General features: G+C 66.8%; 18 protein-coding genes. 14 read left to right on the top strand and 4 right to left on the bottom strand.

Annotated features, from left to right (window positions below; genetic code table 11):
• Positions 1–2: 2 nt before the first annotated feature.
• The 14 genes from ACQPYS_RS23875 to hpf all read left to right on the top strand — a co-directional run bounded on the left by ACQPYS_RS23875 (position 3) and on the right by hpf (position 14,364).
• Positions 3–1,355 (top strand): coenzyme F420-0:L-glutamate ligase, encoded by a 1,353-nt coding sequence (locus tag ACQPYS_RS23875; RefSeq protein WP_433493119.1) that lies wholly within the window; start codon positions 3–5, stop codon positions 1,353–1,355.
• A complete protein-coding gene (locus ACQPYS_RS23870) occupies positions 1,352–1,870 on the top strand; it encodes an NUDIX hydrolase (protein ID WP_433490874.1) in 519 nt (172 codons plus the stop codon). The genes ACQPYS_RS23875 and ACQPYS_RS23870 overlap by 4 nt, the downstream gene beginning before the upstream one ends.
• Before the next feature lie 249 nt (positions 1,871–2,119).
• Complete coding sequence (locus ACQPYS_RS23865) at positions 2,120–3,352, top strand: alkane 1-monooxygenase (RefSeq protein ID WP_063039247.1); 1,233 nt, start codon at positions 2,120–2,122, stop codon at positions 3,350–3,352.
• Entirely contained in the window at positions 3,349–3,534 is a 186-nt protein-coding gene (locus ACQPYS_RS23860) for a rubredoxin (RefSeq protein ID WP_063039245.1), read from the top strand. Before ACQPYS_RS23865 ends, ACQPYS_RS23860 begins: the two co-directional genes overlap by 4 nt.
• Positions 3,535–3,563: 29 nt before the next feature.
• The gene (locus tag ACQPYS_RS23855) at positions 3,564–3,746 is read left to right on the top strand and encodes a rubredoxin (RefSeq protein WP_063039243.1); all 183 of its coding nucleotides are present in this window, start codon (positions 3,564–3,566) and stop codon (positions 3,744–3,746) included.
• 41 nt (positions 3,747–3,787) lie between these two features.
• A complete protein-coding gene (locus ACQPYS_RS23850) occupies positions 3,788–4,408 on the top strand; it encodes a TetR/AcrR family transcriptional regulator (RefSeq protein ID WP_063039241.1) in 621 nt (206 codons plus the stop codon).
• A gap of 230 nt (positions 4,409–4,638) precedes the next feature.
• Positions 4,639–5,796, top strand: coding sequence for an alkane 1-monooxygenase (locus ACQPYS_RS23845; protein ID WP_433490873.1), 1,158 nt, complete (start codon positions 4,639–4,641; stop codon positions 5,794–5,796).
• 201 nt (positions 5,797–5,997) lie between these two features.
• Positions 5,998–7,479 carry an adenosylhomocysteinase gene (ahcY, locus tag ACQPYS_RS23840; protein ID WP_433490872.1) on the top strand — a complete coding sequence of 494 codons (1,482 nt, stop codon included), beginning with the start codon at positions 5,998–6,000 and terminating at the stop codon, positions 7,477–7,479.
• A 77-nt stretch (positions 7,480–7,556) separates the two neighbouring features.
• Entirely contained in the window at positions 7,557–8,231 is a 675-nt protein-coding gene (locus ACQPYS_RS23835) for a dTMP kinase (RefSeq protein ID WP_433490871.1), read from the top strand.
• 79 nt (positions 8,232–8,310) lie between these two features.
• Positions 8,311–8,988 (top strand): MtrAB system response regulator MtrA, encoded by a 678-nt coding sequence (mtrA, locus tag ACQPYS_RS23830; protein WP_033243239.1) that lies wholly within the window; start codon positions 8,311–8,313, stop codon positions 8,986–8,988.
• Positions 8,989–9,139: 151 nt separating this feature from the next.
• A complete protein-coding gene (gene mtrB, locus ACQPYS_RS23825) occupies positions 9,140–10,978 on the top strand; it encodes an MtrAB system histidine kinase MtrB (protein WP_433493118.1) in 1,839 nt (612 codons plus the stop codon).
• Complete coding sequence (lpqB, locus tag ACQPYS_RS23820) at positions 10,975–12,780, top strand: MtrAB system accessory lipoprotein LpqB (protein ID WP_433490870.1); 1,806 nt, start codon at positions 10,975–10,977, stop codon at positions 12,778–12,780. The genes mtrB and lpqB overlap by 4 nt, the downstream gene beginning before the upstream one ends.
• Positions 12,781–12,821: 41 nt before the next feature.
• Positions 12,822–13,454, top strand: a complete 633-nt coding sequence (locus ACQPYS_RS23815) for a ComF family protein (RefSeq protein WP_433490869.1) — start codon at positions 12,822–12,824, stop codon at positions 13,452–13,454.
• Between the two features lie 190 nt (positions 13,455–13,644).
• Complete coding sequence (gene hpf, locus ACQPYS_RS23810) at positions 13,645–14,364, top strand: ribosome hibernation-promoting factor, HPF/YfiA family (protein WP_431941887.1); 720 nt, start codon at positions 13,645–13,647, stop codon at positions 14,362–14,364.
• A gap of 43 nt (positions 14,365–14,407) precedes the next feature.
• Here hpf and bluB read toward each other — a convergent pair whose 3' ends face one another.
• The 4 genes from bluB to ACQPYS_RS23790 all read right to left on the bottom strand — a co-directional run bounded on the left by bluB (position 14,408) and on the right by ACQPYS_RS23790 (position 19,943).
• Positions 14,408–15,043: a 5,6-dimethylbenzimidazole synthase gene (gene bluB / locus ACQPYS_RS23805; RefSeq protein WP_433490868.1), complete on the bottom strand. Its 636-nt coding sequence runs from the start codon at positions 15,041–15,043 to the stop codon at positions 14,408–14,410.
• Positions 15,044–15,657: 614 nt separating this feature from the next.
• Positions 15,658–16,914 carry a fatty acid desaturase family protein gene (locus ACQPYS_RS23800; protein ID WP_063039225.1) on the bottom strand — a complete coding sequence of 419 codons (1,257 nt, stop codon included), beginning with the start codon at positions 16,912–16,914 and terminating at the stop codon, positions 15,658–15,660.
• 216 nt (positions 16,915–17,130) lie between these two features.
• A complete protein-coding gene (locus ACQPYS_RS23795) occupies positions 17,131–18,504 on the bottom strand; it encodes a fatty acid desaturase family protein (protein WP_431941889.1) in 1,374 nt (457 codons plus the stop codon).
• Between the two features lie 284 nt (positions 18,505–18,788).
• On the bottom strand, positions 18,789–19,943 hold the full coding sequence (locus tag ACQPYS_RS23790) for a ferredoxin reductase (protein ID WP_433490867.1): 1,155 nt from the start codon (positions 19,941–19,943) through the stop codon (positions 18,789–18,791).
• Positions 19,944–20,014 lie beyond the last annotated feature (71 nt).

Genomic DNA, 20,014 nt, shown 5'->3' with positions numbered 1-20,014 from the left:
CGTTGGCCGGGATAGTGGCCGCGGACCACGCCGCCACGCAATTACAGATTATGCCGATCACCGGATTGCCGGAATTCCGGCCCGGTGACGATCTCGCCGAACATATCGCCGCCCGGGCGCCCTGGCTGGCCGACGGTGATGTCCTCGTGGTCACCAGCAAGATCGTCGCCAAGGCCGAGGGCCGGATCGTGCCGGCCCCCACCGATCCGGAGGAACGCGATGCCGCGCGCCGACGGCTGGTCGAACAGGAGGCGGTGCGGGTGGTGGCGCGCCGCGGCCGGACCCTGATCACCGAGAACCGGCTCGGTATCGTGCAGGCCGCGTCCGGCGTGGACGGATCCAATGTGGAGCACGGTGAATTGGTGCTGCTGCCCGCCGATCCCGACGGCAGCGCGAAGGGATTGCGTTCGGCACTGGGCGCGCGACTCGGGGTGAATATCGCGGTGGTCGTCACCGACACCATGGGCCGTGCCTGGCGTAACGGGCAGACCGATGTCGCTATCGGTTCGGCGGGACTGCCGGTGCTGCACGACTACGCGGGGGCCGTCGACGGACAGGGCAACGAACTACAGGTCACCCAGGTGGCGATCGCGGACGAGCTGGCCGCCGCGGCGGACCTGGTGAAGGGCAAGCTGGGCGGGGTCCCGATCGCGGTGGTGCGCGGCCTGTCCGTGGCCGACAACGGTTCCGGTGCAGCCGATCTGGTGCGCGCCGGTACCGACGACCTGTTCTGGCTCGGCACCGCCGAGGCGATCGCGCGCGGCCGCGGGGAAGCGGTGCTGATGCGCCGCTCGGTCCGCAGCTTCGCGCCCCACCCCGTCGACCCCGAACGGATCCGCGCCGCGGTCGCGGTGGCGCTCACCGCACCGGCTCCGCACCACACCCGCCCGGTGCGTTTCGTCTGGTTGCGCGACGAGGACCGGCGGCGACGGTTGCTCGAGGCGATGGCCGGCGAATGGCGGGCCGATCTCGCGGCGGACGGTCTGGATCCAGAGCGGGCCGAACAGCGGGTGAACCGCGGCCGCATTCTGTTCGACGCACCCGAGGTGATCATCCCGTTCTGCGTCCCCGACGGCGCCCATGACTATCCGGACGACCGCCGCCGCGCCGCCGAACAGACCATGTTCACCGTCGCGGTCGGGGCCGCTGTTCAGGGACTGCTGGTCGCCCTGGCGACCGAGGGGCTGGGCAGCTGCTGGATCGGGTCGACCATCTTCGCCCCGCAGACGACCCGGGAAGTACTCGGCCTGGACGACGAATGGAGCCCGCTGGGCGCCATCGCGGTCGGGCATCCCACCGAGGAACTCCGGCCGCGTCCCCCGCGTGACCCGGCCCCGGGGCTGGTGGAACTGTGACCACCGAATCGCTGCACGTGTCGGCGACCGAACTACTGACCGCGTGGCGGCCGGATTCGGGCGCCGACGCCTCGCTGCGGGAGGCGATGCTGGCCTTCCTCGGCTCGGCGCCGCGCGGCTGCCTGCGGGAGCACGCACCCGGGCATATCACCGCCTCGGCCGTGGTGTTCTCCGCCGACGGCCGCGAGGTACTGCTGACCCTGCATCCGCGGGTCGGACGCTGGATCCAGCTCGGCGGGCACTGCGAGCCCGATGACGACACCGTGGCCGCCGCCGCCCTGCGCGAGGCCACCGAGGAATCGGGAATCCCCGGGCTCCGGCTGGAGCCCGAACTCTACGGTGCCCAGGCGCATCCGATCACCTGTTCGCTCGGTGCCCCGACCCGGCATCTGGATCTGCTGTTCCGGATCACCGCGCCCCCGGGAGCTGTCCCGGTGCGCAGCGCGGAGTCCGCCGATCTGCGGTGGTGGCCCGTCGACGGGCTGCCCGCGGACGCCGATGTACTGATTCGCTGAGGAGCCCGCTGCTCGGCCGGTCACGGCTGAGCAGCGGTTTCGCTCGCGGATGGCCTCGGAAACGGGTCGCTACATAACGTATGCGTGAACCCGAATCCGTTCTTTACCGAACTTATAAACGTGTCCGCTTCGGGCCTTCTTCGCGTTTACCGTGTCAGGAGTGAGTGTGGTGCGCCCAGTGCGCCCGGCGTGAGGAAGTCGGACAGCAGGTCGGAGCCTGCCCATGCCCCTATCAGAAGTGAGACGGAGATGCCTGTCGAGCCCTTCGAATCCACTCCACCCGAATCTTGGCGCGACCCCAAGCGGTACCTGTGGCTGTGGGGTCTGCTGGCGCCCACCGGACTGTTCGTCATCGGTATCCCGGCGGTCTGGGCGCTGGCTGCCATGGGCCGTCCCGGTCTGATCCATATCGTGTTCTGGCTCGGGCCCATCCTGCTCTATCTGATCATCCCGATAGCCGATCGAATGGTCGGGACGGACGGATCCAACCCACCCGAATCGACCGTGGCCGCGCTGGAGCGGGACAGGTACTACCGCTACCTCACCTACCTGTATCTGCCGTGCCAGTACGCGACCCTGCTCGCCGGTGCCTACCTGATCACCGCCGACGGCGCGCAGCTGCCGGTCGAGGGTGGGCTGTACCTGATAGACAAGATCGGCCTGGCCGTAACGATGGGGGTGATCGGCGGCATCGGCATCAACACCGCGCACGAGCTCGGCCACAAGAAAGTGGGTCTGGAGCGGCGGCTGTCCAGGATCGCGCTCGCGCAGAGCGCCTACGGCCATTTCTATATCGAACACAATCGTGGTCATCATGTGCGGGTAGCGACCCCCGAGGACCCGGCCAGCGCCCGGTTCGGCGAGAGTTTCTGGGCATTTTTGCCGCGGTCGGTCCGGGGTGGCCTGCGCTCGGCGTGGTCGCTGGAACGTACCCGCTTGCAGCGGCTCGGGTTCGGGCCGTGGAACCGGCGTAACGATGTGCTGACCGCCTGGCTGCTGACCGTGGTGCTGTTCACCGCGCTCGTCCTCGTGTTCGGGATCGAACTACTGCCGTATCTGCTGCTGCAGGCGGTGGTGGGATTCGGCTTGCTGGAGGCGGTGAACTACACGGAGCATTACGGTCTGGCGCGGCAGCGTACTTCTTCCGGACGCTATGAGCGCCCCACTCCCGCGCACAGCTGGAACAGCGATTTCCTGGTCACCAATATCTTTCTCTACCACCTGCAGCGGCACAGCGATCACCATGCCTACCCGACCCGGCGATACCAGGCGCTGCGCACCTGGCAGCAGGCCCCGGCGCTGCCCGCCGGGTACGCGGGAATGATCACCCTCGCCTATGTGCCGCCGCTGTGGCGGCGCGTGATGGACAAACGGGTGCTGGCGCACTACGGCGGCGATATCACCCGCGCGAATATCCATCCTCCGGTGCGGGACCGGGTACTCGCGCGCTACGGCACGACCGCGATGGAGGCTCCGGAATGAGCGAATACCGCTGCCCCGTGTGCGACTACGTCTACGATGAGCGCGCGGGTGCCCCGCGTGAGGGTTTCCCGCCGGGTACGCCCTGGTCAGAGGTGCCCGACGACTGGTGCTGCCCGGACTGCGCGGTCCGGGAGAAGATCGATTTCGAGCCGTTGCCCGCCGGGCCCCGCGGCCGGTGGTAGCCCTATCGACCGAAAGGCCGGTGTGCTCCATGACCGATTACAAGCTGTATCAGTGCGCCCAGTGCGGCTTCGAATACGACGAGGCCCTCGGGTGGCCGGAGGACGGTATCGCGGCCGGTACCCGCTGGGACGATATTCCCGACGATTGGACGTGCCCGGACTGCGGTGCGGCCAAGTCGGACTTCTTCATGATCGAAATCGAACGAACTTGAAACTTTGACTCACATGGTTGGTTCGTGCCAGTGTCGCTGATATGCCGAGCACCGGAGCCCGGAACACCACCCAGGGGTCTGCGCGTGAGCTGCTGCGCACAACCATCCTCGACGCGATGCGCGACCTGCTGGTGCAGCGTGACTGGTCCAAGATCACGCTCACCGATGTGGCGGCCGGTGCCGGGGTGAGCCGCCAGACCCTCTACAACGAATTCGGTTCGCGTGGTGGCCTCGCCGAGGCCTACGCCGTCCGGCTCGCCGATCACCTGGTGGACCATGTGGAAACGGCGCTGGCCGCCAATGTGGGAGACGCCCAGGCATCCATCCGGGACGGTCTGGCGCGCTATTTCCACGATTCGGCCCAGGACCCGCTCGTGCAGTCACTGCTGCTGGGTGAGGTGAAACTCGACCTGCTCCGACTCATCACCCTCGACGCCGGGGCGCTGATCGCCCATGCCACCGAGCGGCTGTCGACGGTGATGCAGCGCAGCTGGATCGCGCTGACGCAGGCCCAGGCCCGTACCTTCGCCCACGCGCTGGTGCGGTTGGCGATCAGTTACATTCCTACCCCGCCGCCACCCGGTCACGATGCGCCGGCCGAACTGGGGCGAGTTTTCAGCCCCTACGTCGCGGCCGTGCTCGCCGAACGCGGATTGCGGTGAATTCGCTGTTTCGGTGGACATGTCGTTTTCGCGCGCTCATGCTGACGATTGATCGATAGCGGAGGGGTCGCGGGATTGCTCGGATGCGGGGTGACTCGACCCCCGGTGCGGTACCGGTGTGTAACGGTGCCCACGTTCGGAGCGAACAAGGACGCATCGGTGACGCATGTTCTGTCAATATGTAGGCCGCTGTCGGTACGGGTTCTCACTATGCGGGGCAAAAAGTGCAATTGGTTGGTAAGTCGGCTGGATCGGCCGATCCCAAACGCCATCTGTGGATTCTCGGACTGATCGCACCGGCCTGTGCGCTGTTGCCGTCGCAGCTGGTGCTGCACACCGGCATCGAGGTGTTCTGGTGGCTCGGGCCGATCGTGGTGCTGGTGATCATTCCGCTGCTCGATGTGCTCGTCGGCGACGACGGCACCAACCCGCGCGACGAGGATTACGAGACTCTTTCCAATGATCGCTTCTACCGCTGGTGCACCTACCTCTTCCTGCCCTTCCAGCTCATCGGCCTCACCTTGGCCGGCTACCTGTGGGCCGGTTCCGAGCTGAGCGTCCTCGACAAGATCGGACTCGCCACCACCCTCGGACTGGTCTCCGGAATCGGTATCAACGCCGCACACGAACTCGGGCACCGGGCGGAACACCTGGAACGCTGGCTGGCCAAGGTCGCCCTGGCGCAATCCGGGTACGGCCACTTCTTCGTCGAACACAACCGTGGCCACCACGCCCGGGTCGCCACCCCGGATGATCCGGCCAGTGCCCGGCTCGGCGAGAGCCTGTGGACCTTCTTGCCGCGGAGTGTGATCGGTGGCTTCCGCTCCGCGATCACCCTCGAGCGGGAACGGCTGCGGCGGGCCGGTCGCGGCTGGTGGAGCCCCCGCAACCACATCTTGCAGGCCTGGTCGATGACCGTGGCGCTCTTCGGTGCCCTGATGCTGGTCTTCGGCTGGGAAATTCTGCCGTACCTGCTGTTGCAGGCGGCGCTCGGCGCCGGGCTGCTGGAAACGGTGAACTACATCGAGCACTACGGACTGCTCCGGGAACGTAAGCCGGACGGCCGCTATCGCCGGTGCACTCCGCGCGACAGCTGGAACAGCGACCGGCTGGTCACGAATATCTTCCTTTTCCATCTCCAGCGGCACAGCGACCATCACGCCAACCCGGGGCGCCGGTACCAGACCCTGCGCAGTTCGGACGAGGCTCCGCAACTGCCCGCCGGCTACGCGGCCATGGTGGTGCTGGCCATCGTTCCGCCGCTGTGGCGGCGGGTGATGGACAAACGGGTCCTCGCCCACTACGACGGCGATATCAGCCGGGCCCATCTGTCTCCCGGTAGGCGCCGCCGGCTGCCGGTGGCGGCCCAGGGTCCTGTCGCGGCCTGATCACCGGACCCGCCGGGAGCGTTACCGATCGGCTATCGCGCCGACCGGCACACCCGCACCACAGTGCGGGCCAACCGGCTAGCCTTGCGATCGAGACCGTGTTTATCGGGCATGAGCGAGGGCCCTGCGTGGTGACGCTCCGCTACCGCCTCCGGGCCTGACTCGCTCCTGTCCTAACCGAGAGAAGGCTGATCCACGCTGATGACGACCTCCGAACTGCCTCGAACCTCGCTGAGCACCGATACCCGCAACGGTGTCGAATACAAGGTCGCGGATCTGGCGCTGGCCGATTTCGGCCGCAAGGAGATCCGGCTGGCCGAGCACGAGATGCCCGGGTTGATGGCCCTGCGCCGCGAGTACGCCGACGTCGCACCGTTGAAGGGTGCCCGGATCTCCGGTTCGCTGCATATGACGGTGCAGACGGCTGTGCTGATCGAGACCCTCACCGCGCTGGGCGCGCAGGTGCGGTGGGCCTCCTGCAATATCTTCTCCACCCAGGACCACGCGGCCGCGGCCGTGGTGGTGGGCCCGCACGGCACGGTCGACGCGCCGCAGGGCACTCCCGTTTTCGCCTGGAAGGGCGAAACGCTGGAGGAGTACTGGTGGGCGGCCGAGCAGATGCTCACCTGGCCCGGCGAAGCGGCCAATATGATCCTCGACGACGGCGGCGACGCCACCATGCTCGTCCTGCGCGGCGCCCAGTTCGAGAAGGCGGGAGTGGTTCCACCGGCCGACGAGGAGCATTCCGCCGAGTACACCGTGTTCCTGAACCTGCTGCGTGACCGGTTCGAGAGCGACAAGGGTAAGTGGAGCGCGATCGCCGAAAGCGTCAAGGGCGTCACCGAGGAGACCACCACCGGCGTCCTACGGCTCTACCAGTTCGCTGCCGCCGGCGAGCTGAGCTTCCCCGCGATCAATGTCAACGATTCGGTCACCAAGTCGAAGTTCGACAACAAGTACGGCACCCGGCATTCGCTGATCGACGGCATCAACCGCGGCACCGATGTCCTCATCGGCGGTAAGAAGGTGCTGATCTGCGGTTACGGCGATGTGGGCAAGGGTTGTGCGGAATCGCTGGCCGGCCAGGGTGCCCGCGTCCAGGTCACCGAGATCGATCCGATCAACGCCCTGCAGGCGCTGATGGACGGCTTCGACGTGGTCACCGTGGAACAGGCCATCGCCGACGCCGATATCGTCGTCACCTCCACCGGCAACAAGGACATCATCACCCTCGAGCATATGAAGGCGATGAAGGACCAGGCCATTCTCGGCAATATCGGCCATTTCGACAACGAAATCGATATGGCGGGCCTGGAACGTTCGGGCGCGACGAGGTTGAATATCAAACCCCAGGTCGACCTGTGGACGTTCGGGGAATCCGGTAAGTCCATCATCGTGCTCTCGGAGGGCCGTCTGCTCAACCTCGGCAACGCCACCGGCCACCCCTCGTTCGTGATGAGCAACAGCTTCTCCAACCAGGTGATCGCGCAGATCGAACTGTGGACCAAGCCGGACGAGTACGACAACGAGGTCTACCGCCTGCCCAAGGTGCTCGACGAGAAGGTCGCCCGGATCCACGTGGAGGCGCTCGGCGGCACGCTGACCAAGCTCACCAAGGATCAGGCCGAGTACATCAACGTCGACGTCGAGGGTCCGTTCAAGCCCGAGCACTACCGGTACTGATCCCACCGGATCGGCCGACTCCATGCGCGCCCACCTGCGAAGCAGGTGGGCGCGCATATCCGAGTAGGCTGCTCCATATGGGTGTGCTGGTCTCGGTCGAAGGCCTCGACGGTGCGGGTAAGCGGACGCTGATCGCCGGGTTGGCGGCCGGGCTCGACAGTCGCGGACTCCGGGTCGCTACCCTCGCGTTCCCGCGCTACGGCCGGTCGGTGCACGCGGATCTGGCCGCCGAGGCATTACGCGGCGCGCACGGTGATCTGGCGGCGTCGGTGAACGCCATGGCCGTTCTGTTCGCGCTCGACCGGGCCGAGGCCGCCGACGAACTGGCGAAATTGCTCGTCGACAACGATATCGTCGTGCTGGACCGGTACGTGGCCTCCAATGCCGCCTACAACGCGGCCCGGCTGGGCCAGTCCGCCGACGGGGAAATCGTGCGGTGGGTGGGGGAATTGGAATTCGGCCGGTTCGAACTCCCGGTACCGCGGGTGCAGTTGCTGCTCGATGTTCCGGTCGAGGTCGCGGCCTCCCGCGCGCGCCGCCGCGGTGAACACGATGCGTCGCGCGACCTGGACGCTTACGAACGCGACGGCGGATTACAGGAACGTACCGCCGAGGTGTACCGTGATCTTGCTCGGCGTGATTGGTACGGAACCTGGTGGGTTTTCCGATCCACCGAAGAAGACGGTTCCGGCCGGCTCGCCGGGGAAATGAACTCATTGGCCGCGCGGCTCGCCGCATTGGTCGCGATTTAGTGTTGGATATCCGGCGGGAACGCGCCACTGTGTGGCGTGGCGGCCCGTTACGAGCGCGGGAGATGACAACATAGTAACTATGAAGCCGAAGATTCTGGTCGTCGACGACGATATGGCGCTCGCGGAGATGCTCACCATCGTCCTGCGGGGCGAGGGTTTCGATCCGCACGTGGTCGGCGACGGCACCCAGGCCCTGTCGGCAGTTCGTGAGATCCGGCCCGATCTGGTGCTGCTCGATCTCATGCTGCCCGGGATGAACGGCATCGATGTGTGCCGAGTGCTGCGCGCCGACTCGGGTGTGCCGATCGTGATGCTCACCGCCAAGACGGACACTGTCGATGTGGTGCTCGGTCTCGAATCCGGAGCCGACGACTACATCGTCAAACCGTTCAAACCGAAGGAGCTGGTGGCCCGGGTCCGGGCCCGGCTGCGCCGCACCGAGGAAGAACCGGCCGAGCTGCTGAACATCGCCGATATCGTGATCGATGTCCCGGCGCACAAGGTCACCCGCGAGGGCGCGCAGATCTCGCTCACGCCGCTGGAGTTCGATCTGCTGGTGGCGCTGGCCCGCAAACCGCGCCAGGTGTTCACCCGCGAGGTACTGCTGGAACAGGTCTGGGGTTACCGGCACGCCGCCGACACCCGCCTGGTGAACGTGCATGTGCAGCGACTACGAGCGAAGGTCGAAAAAGATCCAGAGAATCCCGAGATCGTCTTGACCGTCCGCGGTGTGGGGTACAAGGCCGGTCCGCCGTGATCCGGCTCGAGGGCCCGGGTCCGGAGGCGCTACCTTGCGCGACCACGTAGGGTCGGACGCCGGTCGGAAAGTCGGACAGAACGGGCGTCTCGCCGACGCGCGGGAGGCATCGGCACCGGTCAACGAATGGTTCCAGCATGTCGGCCGATCGCTGGGTCTGCTGTGGCGGCGTTCGCTGCAGTTGCGTGTCATCGTTTCGACTCTCACACTGTCGCTGATCGTCATCACGGTGCTCGGTGTCGTGCTGACCAGCCAGATCACCGACCGGCTGCTCGATGCGAAGATCAATGCCGGGGTCGAGGAGATGGACCGGGTCCGCAATACGGTCGAAACCCAGCTGGCCGGGGTCCACGATCTCACCAGCCAGGAGCAGCGGCTGACCGATGCCCGGGAGTCGCTGTCCAACCGGCGCGATTCGAGCCGGACCGGCGGGGCGGCGGGCAGTTTCGATTCGGCGCTGAGCATGATCGGCGGGACTCCGCAGCAGGTGATCACCGCCGGGCCCATCAAAGAGGTGCCCGACGCGCTGCGCCGGTTCGTCCAGCGCAACCAGGTCAGTTACCAGTTCGCCACCGTCTCGGACCCGGACGGCTACCACGGTCGCGCGCTCATCATCGGCAGCCCCAGCGCCGAGGTGCCCACGCTGGAGATCTATCTGATCTTCCCGCTGGGCAACGAGGAACGCAGTCTGGCGCTCATGCGCGGGACCATGCTCGTCGGTGGTGTGGTGCTGCTGATCCTGCTGGCCGCCATCACAGCCCTGGTGACCCGGCAGGTGGTGCTGCCGATCCGGTCGGCCGCCCGGATCGCGGGCCGGTTCGCCGACGGCCGGCTCAAGGAACGCATGCTGGTGCGTGGCGACGACGATATCGCTCGGCTGGCGAAAGCGTTCAACGAAATGGCCGAGAGCCTGTCCAACCAGATCAACCAGCTGGAGGAATTCGGCAATCTGCAGCGGCGCTTCACCTCCGATGTCAGCCACGAGTTGCGTACCCCGCTGACTACGGTGCGGATGGCCGCCGATCTCATCCACGGCAGCAGCGACGATCTCGATCCCGCGCTGGCCCGCAGCGCCGAACTACTGGTCACCGAGTTGGACCGCTTCGAAGGCCTGCTCAACGATCTGTTGGAGATCTCGCGCCACGATGCCGGCGTCGCCGAACTCCAGGTGGAGTCGCTGGATGTGCGGATGTGCGTCCGCGCGGCCATTTCCACGGTGCGGCATCTGGCCCGGGACACCGGTATCGAGGTGGTCATCGACCTGCCCGAGGAGCCGGTGGTGGCCGAGGTCGATCCGCGCCGGGTGGAGCGGGTGCTGCGCAATCTGCTCGCCAATGCGATCGACCACAGCGAGGGCAAACCCGTCCTGATCCGGATGCGCGGTGACACCGAAGCCAACGCCCTCGCCGTGGTGGTACGAGATCAGGGTGTCGGTCTGCGGCCGGGGGAGGAGAAACTGGTGTTCAGCAGGTTCTGGCGGTCCGACCCTTCGCGGATGCGCCGGTCCGGGGGGACCGGGCTCGGTTTGTCGATCAGCGTCGAGGACGCCAACCTGCACGACGGCAAGCTCGAGGCGTGGGGACGGCCCGGGGTCGGCGCGAGTTTCCGGCTGACCCTGCCACTGATCCGCGGCCAGAAGCTGGGCAAGAGCCCGCTGCCGCTGGAACCCGGTATGCGCCGGGCGCCGCGACGGCCGCACGCCGAGAGCGAGCGGGTCGGCGGCGAACGGGTGGAGCTCGGACCGCCGGTCACCGAATCCGAGCCGTGGGCGCCCCTGCCCGCGGCACCCGCCGAGCCGGATACGGGCCCTGCGGAACCGGAAACCCCGGCGCCGGGAGCGCCGGCGGTCGACACGCACGACGCCGGTCCGGATTCCGGACCGTCCGCGCGCAATCCGGAAGCCGGACCGGGTGACGCCACGAACCCACAGCCACCCGGCCCGGCCGGTGGCTCGGTGCCCACCACCGACCGCGGGGACCGGAAGTCATGAGCGCACGCAGGCGGTGGTTCCGGCAGTTGGTGGTGGCGGCGGCGGTGATCGGCCTGGCCGCCACGGGCGGTTGCGCGAATCTGCCCGACTCCTCCCAACCCCAGGCGCTCGGCACGATCAACCAGGAACCGACCGCCGAGGGGCCCCCGGCCCCGACGCCGGGGCGGGATCCGGATCTGCTGCTGCGCGATTTCCTGCAGGCCACCGCAGATCCCGCCGACGGCCACCTCGCCGCCCGCCAGTACATGACGCCCGCCGCGTCGACCCAGTGGAACGACACCGATTCGACCGTGATCGTGGAGCGCGCGGACACCCTGCGCGAATCGCGTAACGAGAACGAGGCGACCTACGTGCTGCGCGCGCGTAAGGTCGGCGAGCTCGCCGCGGACGGGTCGTACCACGCGGTGGACGGGATCATCGAGAACAAGATCGAGATGATCCGGGTCGACGGCCAGTGGCGTATCGACGAACTGCCCGACGGCGTGGTGATGGAGTACAGTGCGTTCACCCAGTCCTACCGGCGGCACGCCCTGTACTTCGTCACCGCCGACGGTCAGCATGTGGCGCCGGATCTGCGCTGGGTCGCGGGGCGCCCGGACGAGCTGGCGCAGCAACTGGTGGCGAAGCTGATTTCCGGCCCGCAGCCGTATATCGCTCCGGTCGTACGCAACTACCTGGCCCCGCCTGTCGCGGTGCGCGGGACCGTCACCAAGGCCAACGGTGATCCGGTGGGCGTCGGCGTGGGCCTGGGCGGCGTGCGGATCGACTTCACCGGGATCGGCGAACTGAGCCCCCGTGACCGGGAATTGTTCGCGGCCCAGGTGGTGTTCACCCTCGCGGGTGCCGATGTGCTCGGCCCCTACATGCTGCTCGACGACGGTCGGCCGCTGGAGGAGCGGTTGGCCGGGAACGGCTGGTCGATCGACGATCTGGGACCGCTCGCCGATTCCGTGGAGCCGGACGCCCTGATCGGACTGCACGCGCTGCGCGAGGGCAAGCTGGTCAAGGTGGAGGAGAATCGTACCCCCGCCCCGGCCCCGGGCTACTTCGGTGACGTACAGAACCTGCAGTCGGTGGGGTTGTCGCCGGACGGGAAGCTGGTGGCCGCCGTCGCCGACGCGGGCCGTGAGCCGCCGCAGCCGCAGCGCACGCTGATGGTGGGCAGCTACGGGGGTAACGCGTTCCCGGTCGCCGAGGGCGGGGCCATCACCCGCCCGTCCTGGACCGCCGACGGCAGCGCGGCCTGGGCGGTTATCGACGGGAATCGGGTGATCCGCGCGGTCACCAACCGCGATACCGGCACCGTATCGGTCCAGGAGGTGGATACCGCCCAGTTGCTCGCCCCGAGTTCCGGGCCGACCTTCGAACTGCCGATCACCGAACTGCGGATCTCCCGTAACGGCGTCGGCGCGGTGTTGATCGCCGATGGCAAGGTGTACGTCTCCATGGTGTTGCGGCGGCCGGACGGTACCTTCGCGCTCACCGCACCGCGCCAGATCGCCATGGAGTTGAGTACCGCCGCGACCTCGGTCGACTGGTTCAGCGACGATACGGTCATCCTGGCTACCGCGGGCAATGTGGATCCGGTGCGGACGGTGAAGATCGACGGCTCCGGTATGGCTTCGCTGGGCGGCCGCAATCTCACTCCGCCGGTCCGCCAGGTCACCGCTTCCATCGAACGCCAGTATGCCGCCGATTCCCGCGCGGTACTGGAATTCACCCGCACGCCCGAAGGCGGCGATCCCTACTGGCGTGAGGTTCCCGGTCTCGGCGCGGACGCCGTGCCGGTGCTGCCGGGCTGATCCCGGCCCCGGTTGTCGGTGTCCACCGGCACACTGCGCGCATGCGGACACTGCTGGATCTGGTCGTACCGTCGGAATGCGGCGGTTGCCGCCTGCCCGGGACACCGTGGTGTGCCGAGTGCGCCCGCAGTGTCTCCGGCCCGCCGATCCGGGTGTATCCCCGGGCCGATCCGGGGGTGCCGTGCTGGGCGCTGAGCCGCTACCACGGCCCGGCGCGGCAGGCCGTACTGGCGGCCAAGGAACGGCACCGTCGTGATCTCGTTCGCCCACTGGGACTCGCCCTCGCGGCCGGACTCGCCGAGTTGCGGGCACCGGACCGGCCCCTGATACTTGTACCTTCGCCGAGCCGGCGGGCCGCGGCGCGGCGGCGCGGTGGCGACCCGGTACTGCGGTGCGCGCGGATCGCGGCCCGATCGCTGGGCAGTTGCCAGGTTCTGCCTTGTCTGAGAGTCTGGTGGGGAGTCCGCGATTCGGCCGGTCTGTCGGCGCGCGAGCGCGACCGCAATCTACGCGGCCGGGTGAGCGCCGCGCCGTTATCGGCGCACGTGCTGAACGCACAGGTCGTTCTGGTCGACGACGTATTGACGACAGGTGCCACGGCGTCCGCGTGCACCCGGGCCCTCGTTGCCGCAGGAACACGCGCGGATGGCGTATTCGTGACGTGTGCTGGGTGAATCCGGGAAATTTGCGTGAACAGTGGCGAACCTCCGATCCTCGTACTAGCGTCGCGTGCACACACCCGATCCGGGAGTTTGGAGGTGGGCCTCGTACATCACGTGCCGGCCGACTGGATCCGACATGGCCGGCACCGTTTCATCCCGCCGCATGCGACGACAAGTGTGCGGCCGAATTTGGGAGGTACGCGTGACGACTACTTCACGACCTTCAGTTCAGGACACAGCCGAGACGCAGCTGGACGACCAGTTGGACCGACCGCGGGACACCCGGGCGGATATCGTCGTCAAAGGCCGCAATGTCGAGGTTCCCGACCATTTCCGAATCTATGTGTCGGACAAGCTGTCCCGGCTGGAACGCTTCGACCCATCGATTTTCCTCTTCGACGTGGAGCTGTTCCACGAGCGCAACCGTCGTCAACGCAAGAACTGCCAGCGGGTGGAGATCACCGCGCGCGGTAAGGGTCCGATTGTCCGGGCCGAGGCCTGCGCGGACAGTTTCTACGCCGCATTCGAGGCCGTGACCGCCAAACTGGAAAGCCGGCTGCGTCGCACGAAGGACCGTCGCCGCGTCCACTACGGTGAGAAGACTCCGGTCTCGGTACACGACGCCACCGCCGATCTGGCCGATGAGGCGCTACTCGGCGACCTCTCCGGAATTCCGCACGACCACTCTCCGCACAGTGCGAAACGGTCCGATTTCGCGGCCGATTACCCCGAATACGAGGGGCCCGGGCATATCGTGCGCACCAAGGTGCACTCGGCGATCCCGATGACGGTAGACGACGCCCTCTACCAAATGGAGTTGGTGGGCCACGATTTCTTCCTGTTCCAGGACAAGGAAACCGATCGTCCGTCGGTGGTCTATCGCCGGCATGCCTTCGACTACGGCCTGATCAGGCTCGCCTAGCCGACACTGCAGCCGACCGGTCCGCACGTTGGGCCGGTCGGCTCTATTGTTCCCGGCCAGCCGGGGTGTACCGCTCTTCGTGGACGGCGGCGTGCAGCGGACGCCGCTCCCGCCAGCCGAATCGTTCCAAATCCGGAACCTGCTGGAATTCGGCCACCGGGCCGATACAGAGCCAGGCGACCGGCCGGACGCCCGCGGGCAGATCCATCAGGCCGGTGAGGAAGGCCTCGTCGTAGAACGACACCCAGCCCACCCCCACCCGTTCGGCGGTAGCCGCCAGCCACAGGTTCTGGATCGCGAGAATAGTCGAGTACAAACCGGTTTCGGGTACAGTCGCCCGGCCCAGTACCTGCGGCCCACCCCGCGCGTCGTCATGGACGACTACGACGCCGGTACCGCTCTCCTCGATTCCGTCGATCTTGATAGGCGCGAAGGTCCGCGCCCGGTCGGCGGGAAGCGAATGCGCGAAGTCGCGCCGTCGCTCGGCCACATGGGCGGCGAATGTCCGCAGGGTCGCTCGATTACGGACGATCACGAAATCCCAGGGCTGCGAGTTACCGACGCTGGGGGCGCAGTGCGCCGCCTCGAGGATCCGCCACAGGGTGGTGTCGTCGATGGGTTCCCCGGTGAACTCCGCCCGCACATCCCGGCGGGTCCGGATGGCTTCGTAAACGCTCATCTCCGCTGCACACACAGCACTATTGTGCTCCCCGGTCTCGGGTCGCGTTCAATGGTCGCGCTCTATGGACGACCCATCTGCCGACCCGGACGTCGAATGCCGACGCAACCCCGTATGTGTCGAGTTCTGCGAGACACCTCGAAGGGTTGAGGCCCGTCTCACCCCTTGACCGAAGGTGCTCAACGGTCGGCCTTCCGTGGAAGGCCGACCGCACGTCGCATGAGCCGAAGGCTCGAGTCTCGAGGCCGAAACGGCGAGACCAAGGGGGCCTCGACCCCGCGCCGCCGCCGACGGCGCAAATACACGCAGCCCCACCTCCGGCCAAGGGCGGGAGGGGGCCTCGACCCTTTGATGGGCCGCCTTGAACTCGGCACCGTGAATGTCCGGACGAAAGCGGCATCCCTCGCCGGCACGGGCGGTTCGGTGACCTTCACATCGCTCACCAGCACATCGAAGTGGACGCGCTGTGTGACCGGTCGGGTCCGGGAACCGCGGTGGCCGGTCTGTCGAGTGTTCGCGTCCTGCCGGAGTCTGTGCACGGCCGACGTGCGTACGGGTGCGGCGGGATCGCAGGGCGGAGCGGAGCTCGGACCCGCGACCCCACCGCCGGTGGCTCAGCCCGCCAGGGCGACCGAGCGGCGGCGGAGCCGGCGGCGGCCTTCGGCGATCGCCGTGCGCAGGCCCCGGCGCTTTCCGGTGATGGGGTCGAACGTGGAGACCGCCTGCCCGTTGAATTTCCGTTCCGAGGCCGTTTCGGGGGCGTCGTCGGCGGTGTGGCGGAGATATTTGTTGGGCAGCGCCAGTTTCAGGATTGTGCGCCATGCCTTGAAGTACTGCACCGGCAGCGATCCGGTGGTGTACGGCAGGTCGTATTTGTCGCACAGTTCGCGTACCCGCACCGCGACCTCCGCGTAGCGGTTGCTGGGCAGGTCGGGGAAGAGATGGTGTTCGATCTGGTGGCTGAGATTGCCGGTCATGAAATGCATCAGCTTGCCGCCGGAGATATTGGCGCTGCCCAGCATCTGCCGCAGGTACCACTGGGCCTGGGACTCGTTGTCGATATCGGCCTTGGTGAATTTCTCGGCGCCGTCGGGGAAGTGGCCGCAGAAGATGACCGCGTTGGACCAGACATTGCGGATCACGTTCGCCGTGAGATTGGCGGTGAGGGTGTGGAAGAACGAGGGCCCGGTCAGCAACGGGTAGACGACGTAGTCCTTGAGCGCCTGCTTTTTGACCTTGGCCACTACCTCGTCGACCTTGCGGTCGAATTCCGCCCGTTCCGCGCTGCCCGGCTCGAACTTTCCGGCGGCCAGTTTCCCGAGTTCGAGGTGCTGGATCGCGACGCCGTATTCGAACAGTGACTGCAGCACCAGGTTGTAGACCGGGTTACCGATGTTGAATGGCTTCCAGCGCTGATCACGGGTGACCCGGAGCAGGCCGTAGCCGATATCGTCGTCCATTCCCAGGACGTTGGTGTACTTGTGGTGCAGGTAGTTGTGGGTGTGCTTCCAATGCTTGGACGGGCCCGCGTTGTCCCATTCCCAGTGGGTGGAGTGGATCTCCGGATCGTTCATCCAGTCCCACTGACCATGCATCACATTGTGCCCGATCTCCATGTTCTCGATGATCTTGGCGGTGCCCAGTAGCGCCACGCCGGCCAGCCAGGCCGGGGGCAGGAAACTGGCGAACAGGACCGTCCGACCGCTGAGCTCAAGCGCCCGCTGCAGCCGGATGACATTGCGAATGTATCGGGCATCGCGCTCGCCCCGGGTCGATTCGATGTCCCGGCGAATCGCGTCGAACTCGGCTCCGAGAGCCTCCACATCCGCCTCGGTGAGATGCGCGTATTCCTTGACATCCGAGATAGCCATGGCGGCTACCCTACCGTAAGTTACGACACCGTAGGTTTGGAGATTTACTCAAAAAATGTGGTGTGCGCCCTATTGCGGGTACCAAAGACGAATGATAGGCACGGGGAAACAGCGCAACCGTGCGTCACACTCGGGCCTCGATGGGGATGATCGCCTGCCGTGGCAGTCGTGTTACACCCGGTACCCGATTATCTTTCCGGAATCGAACCGCGCCACTCAGGCCGAGTGGGAACGCTGCGATTTGCGTAACGTGTGCCGGGCCCGCCGGAGCAGATCCTGCTCCTGCCGGGCCTTGGCCCGCAGTGTGCGTTCGGCGGTGCGCAGCATTTCTTTCTCTTGCTCGGCTTTGGCGCGGAGCGCGATTTTCGCCTCGTGCAACGCCCAGCGCAGGCCGCGGCGTTTTCCGGTCGCCGGGTCGATACTCCACGGCCGGTTCTCCGACCCCGCGGGCACGGTGACCCCGGCGAACTTGCGTTCGGAGGAGGTCTCCGGCGCATCGTCGGCGGTGCGCCGCAGGAATCGGTCGGGCAGGGCGAGCTTGTGAATGGTGCGGAAGGCGAGCAGATACTGCTTGCCCAGGGATCCGGTGGTGTAGGGCAGATCGTATTTCTCGCAGAGCTCGCGCACGCCGACCGCGACCTCGGGGTAGCGGTTGCTGGGCAGATCCGGGAAGAGATGGTGCTCGATCTGGTAGCTCAGATTGCCGCTCATGAAGCCCATGACCGGACCGGCGGAGAAGTTCGCGCTGCCCAGCATCTGCCGCAGATACCATTCACCGGGTGTCTCGCCCACGAGCTGTTCCTCGGTGAACTTCTCCGCGCCGTCGGGGAAATGGCCGCAGAAGATCACCGCGTAGGCCCACAGATTGCGGATCAGGTTCGCGGTGGCGTTCGCCTTCAAAGTCGACATGAAGGCCGGCCCGGTGACCGCGGGATAGAGCAGGAAATCTTTCGCTACCTGCCGGGCGATCTTGCGGACGAACAGTTTGTTCGGTTCGGAGAGGAGCTGGTTCCGCGGTGTTCCGGTGAGCTCTTTCTCGATCGCCCAATCATGCAGAGCGATGCCCCATTCGAACGCTGCGGCCAAGATGATATTGGCGATCGGCTGCACCAGGTGCACCGGCCGCCACGGTTCATCTCGGGTCATTCGCAAGATGCCGAAGCCGAGATCCTCATCCTTGCCCAACACGTTGGTATAGGTGTGATGGGAATAGTTGTGCGCCCGCCGCCACTGTGCCGACGGACCGGTCATATCCCATTCCCAGTTGGTCGAGTGGATCTCCGGATCGTTCATCCAGTCCCACTGGCCGTGGCTGATGTTGTGACCGAGTTCCATGTTCTCGATGATCTTGGCGACCGAGAGCATGGCGGTACCGGCCAGCCAGGCCCACCGGTTCCGGCTACCGAACAGGACGCCGCGGGCGGCCAGTTCCAGGCCGCGCTGGGCCGCGATCGTCCGCCGGATGTACCGGGCGTCCCGTTCGCCCAGGGACTGCTCGACCGAACGACGGATGGTGTCGAGTTCCTGTCCCAGCGTCTCGACATCCTCGGCCGTGAGGTGGGCAAAGGCTCTGATGTCGGTGATTGCCACCGGCGTCCCTTCTGTAGGCGCTGTCCGCGAAGATGGCAGCGGGATAGGCGTACCGCCGCCGACTCTTCGGTCGAGCGCGTCCGTGTGCCGACCGTCTGTCCACCCGGCTGGTCTGGTGTCGGACCGCGATAGCGCCAACGGTGCAGTTCGCACGCTGACACACGTCCACGCCGGCGGTCGGACCTGGCTTCAAGCGGGAACGCGTGTTCCCGCGATCTTCCCGGATCCGGGAAGCTACCCCGAGCGTACCCGGAAGCGGCGCTCGCCGGGTGAACCGTCGCCTGTCACATATCCAGTGTGCAGTCACCCGCCGCGGCGGAGATGCACGTCTGTACCTTCTCTCCTTCGAACCGCTCCGTGCCGTTGCGCAGATCGCGGGCATGTCCCAAACTCAAGGTGACCACACAGGTCTGGCAGATACCCATCCGGCAGCCGAACGGCAGCTGAACTCCAGCGGATTCACCGGCTTCCAGCAGGGTGGTCGCGCCGTCCACGGTGACCGTGCGGCCACTTCTGCCGAAGGTGACGGTGCCGCCCTCGCCGGTCGCCGACCGCTCCACCTCGAACCGCTCCACGTGCAGCGCCGATTCGAGCCCGGCCTCCTGCCAGTGCTTCTCGACCTCGTCGAGCATCCCCAGCGGGCCGCACGCCCAGGTCTGGCGCTCCCGCCAATCGGGATAGAGCTCATCCAGGGCGGCAGTGGCGAACTTGCCCTTCTCGCCGGTGAGGTGGACGTGGGAGACGAATCCGGGATGCCGCGTGTGCAGTGCGTCGAGTTCGGCGGCGAACATCACGTCCGCGGCGGTCCGCGCCGAATGGATGTGCACCACATCGGTCACCGCGTCGCGGCGATCGAGGGCGCGCAGCATCGACATAACCGGGGTGATACCGGACCCGGCGGTGAGGAACAGCACCTTCGGCGGCGGCGGGGACGGGAGCACGAACGCGCCCTGCGGGGCGGCCAGCCGCACGATCGTCCCGGCCGACACGCCGTTGACCAGGTGACTGGACAGGAAACCCTCCGGCATCGCCTTCACCGTGATGGCGATGGCCTTTTTGCCGTAGCGCGGGTCGTCCCAGTCGGGCGGGCTGGTGAGCGAATAGGACCGCCAGTGCCAGCGACCCTCCACCAGGATCCCGATACCGATGTACTGCCCGGGTTCGTAGCGGAAGTCGAAGCCCCAGCCGGGTTTGATCACCAGGGTCGCCGAATCGGCGGTTTCCTTACGGACGTCGACCACCCGGCCGCGCAGTTCCCGCGCCGACCACAGCGGGTTGGCCAGATGTAGATAGTCGTCGGGGAGCAGGGGCGTGGTGACCCGCGCCACCGCGCCTCGCAGCAGATTCAGTTTGCCGCCACGTTCGGCGATACCGGCCGCCGGTGCCTCCAGCCAGCTCTTGACACCGCGCACCGTCATCGCGTTCGGTTTCCTGCCCATTTGCGCTGTTCTTCTCCTGTGTTGTCCGCGCCCGCAGCGCGCCGTGGCACCAGGTTACGGCATCGTAGGTT

It is taken from the genome of Nocardia grenadensis, assembly GCF_050942415.1.
Taxonomy (GTDB): Bacteria; Actinomycetota; Actinomycetes; order Mycobacteriales; family Mycobacteriaceae; genus Nocardia; species Nocardia grenadensis.
This window is presented reverse-complemented; position numbering and strand designations above follow the sequence as displayed.

Excerpts from the sequence above, each read along its gene's own strand:
- ACQPYS_RS23865 (WP_063039247.1), top strand. The coding sequence starts at position 2,120 with ATGCCTGTCGAGCCCTTCGAATCCACTCCACCCGAATCTTGGCGCGAC.
- ACQPYS_RS23860 (WP_063039245.1), top strand. The coding sequence starts at position 3,349 with ATGAGCGAATACCGCTGCCCCGTGTGCGACTACGTCTACGATGAGCGC.
- ACQPYS_RS23855 (WP_063039243.1), top strand. The coding sequence starts at position 3,564 with ATGACCGATTACAAGCTGTATCAGTGCGCCCAGTGCGGCTTCGAATAC.
- ACQPYS_RS23850 (WP_063039241.1), top strand. The coding sequence starts at position 3,788 with ATGCCGAGCACCGGAGCCCGGAACACCACCCAGGGGTCTGCGCGTGAG.
- ahcY (WP_433490872.1), top strand. The coding sequence starts at position 5,998 with ATGACGACCTCCGAACTGCCTCGAACCTCGCTGAGCACCGATACCCGC.
- ACQPYS_RS23835 (WP_433490871.1), top strand. The coding sequence starts at position 7,557 with ATGGGTGTGCTGGTCTCGGTCGAAGGCCTCGACGGTGCGGGTAAGCGG.
- mtrA (WP_033243239.1), top strand. The coding sequence starts at position 8,311 with ATGAAGCCGAAGATTCTGGTCGTCGACGACGATATGGCGCTCGCGGAG.
- lpqB (WP_433490870.1), top strand. The coding sequence starts at position 10,975 with ATGAGCGCACGCAGGCGGTGGTTCCGGCAGTTGGTGGTGGCGGCGGCG.
- ACQPYS_RS23815 (WP_433490869.1), top strand. The coding sequence starts at position 12,822 with ATGCGGACACTGCTGGATCTGGTCGTACCGTCGGAATGCGGCGGTTGC.
- bluB (WP_433490868.1), bottom strand. The coding sequence starts at position 15,043 with ATGAGCGTTTACGAAGCCATCCGGACCCGCCGGGATGTGCGGGCGGAG.
- ACQPYS_RS23800 (WP_063039225.1), bottom strand. The coding sequence starts at position 16,914 with ATGGCTATCTCGGATGTCAAGGAATACGCGCATCTCACCGAGGCGGAT.
- ACQPYS_RS23790 (WP_433490867.1), bottom strand. The coding sequence starts at position 19,943 with ATGGGCAGGAAACCGAACGCGATGACGGTGCGCGGTGTCAAGAGCTGG.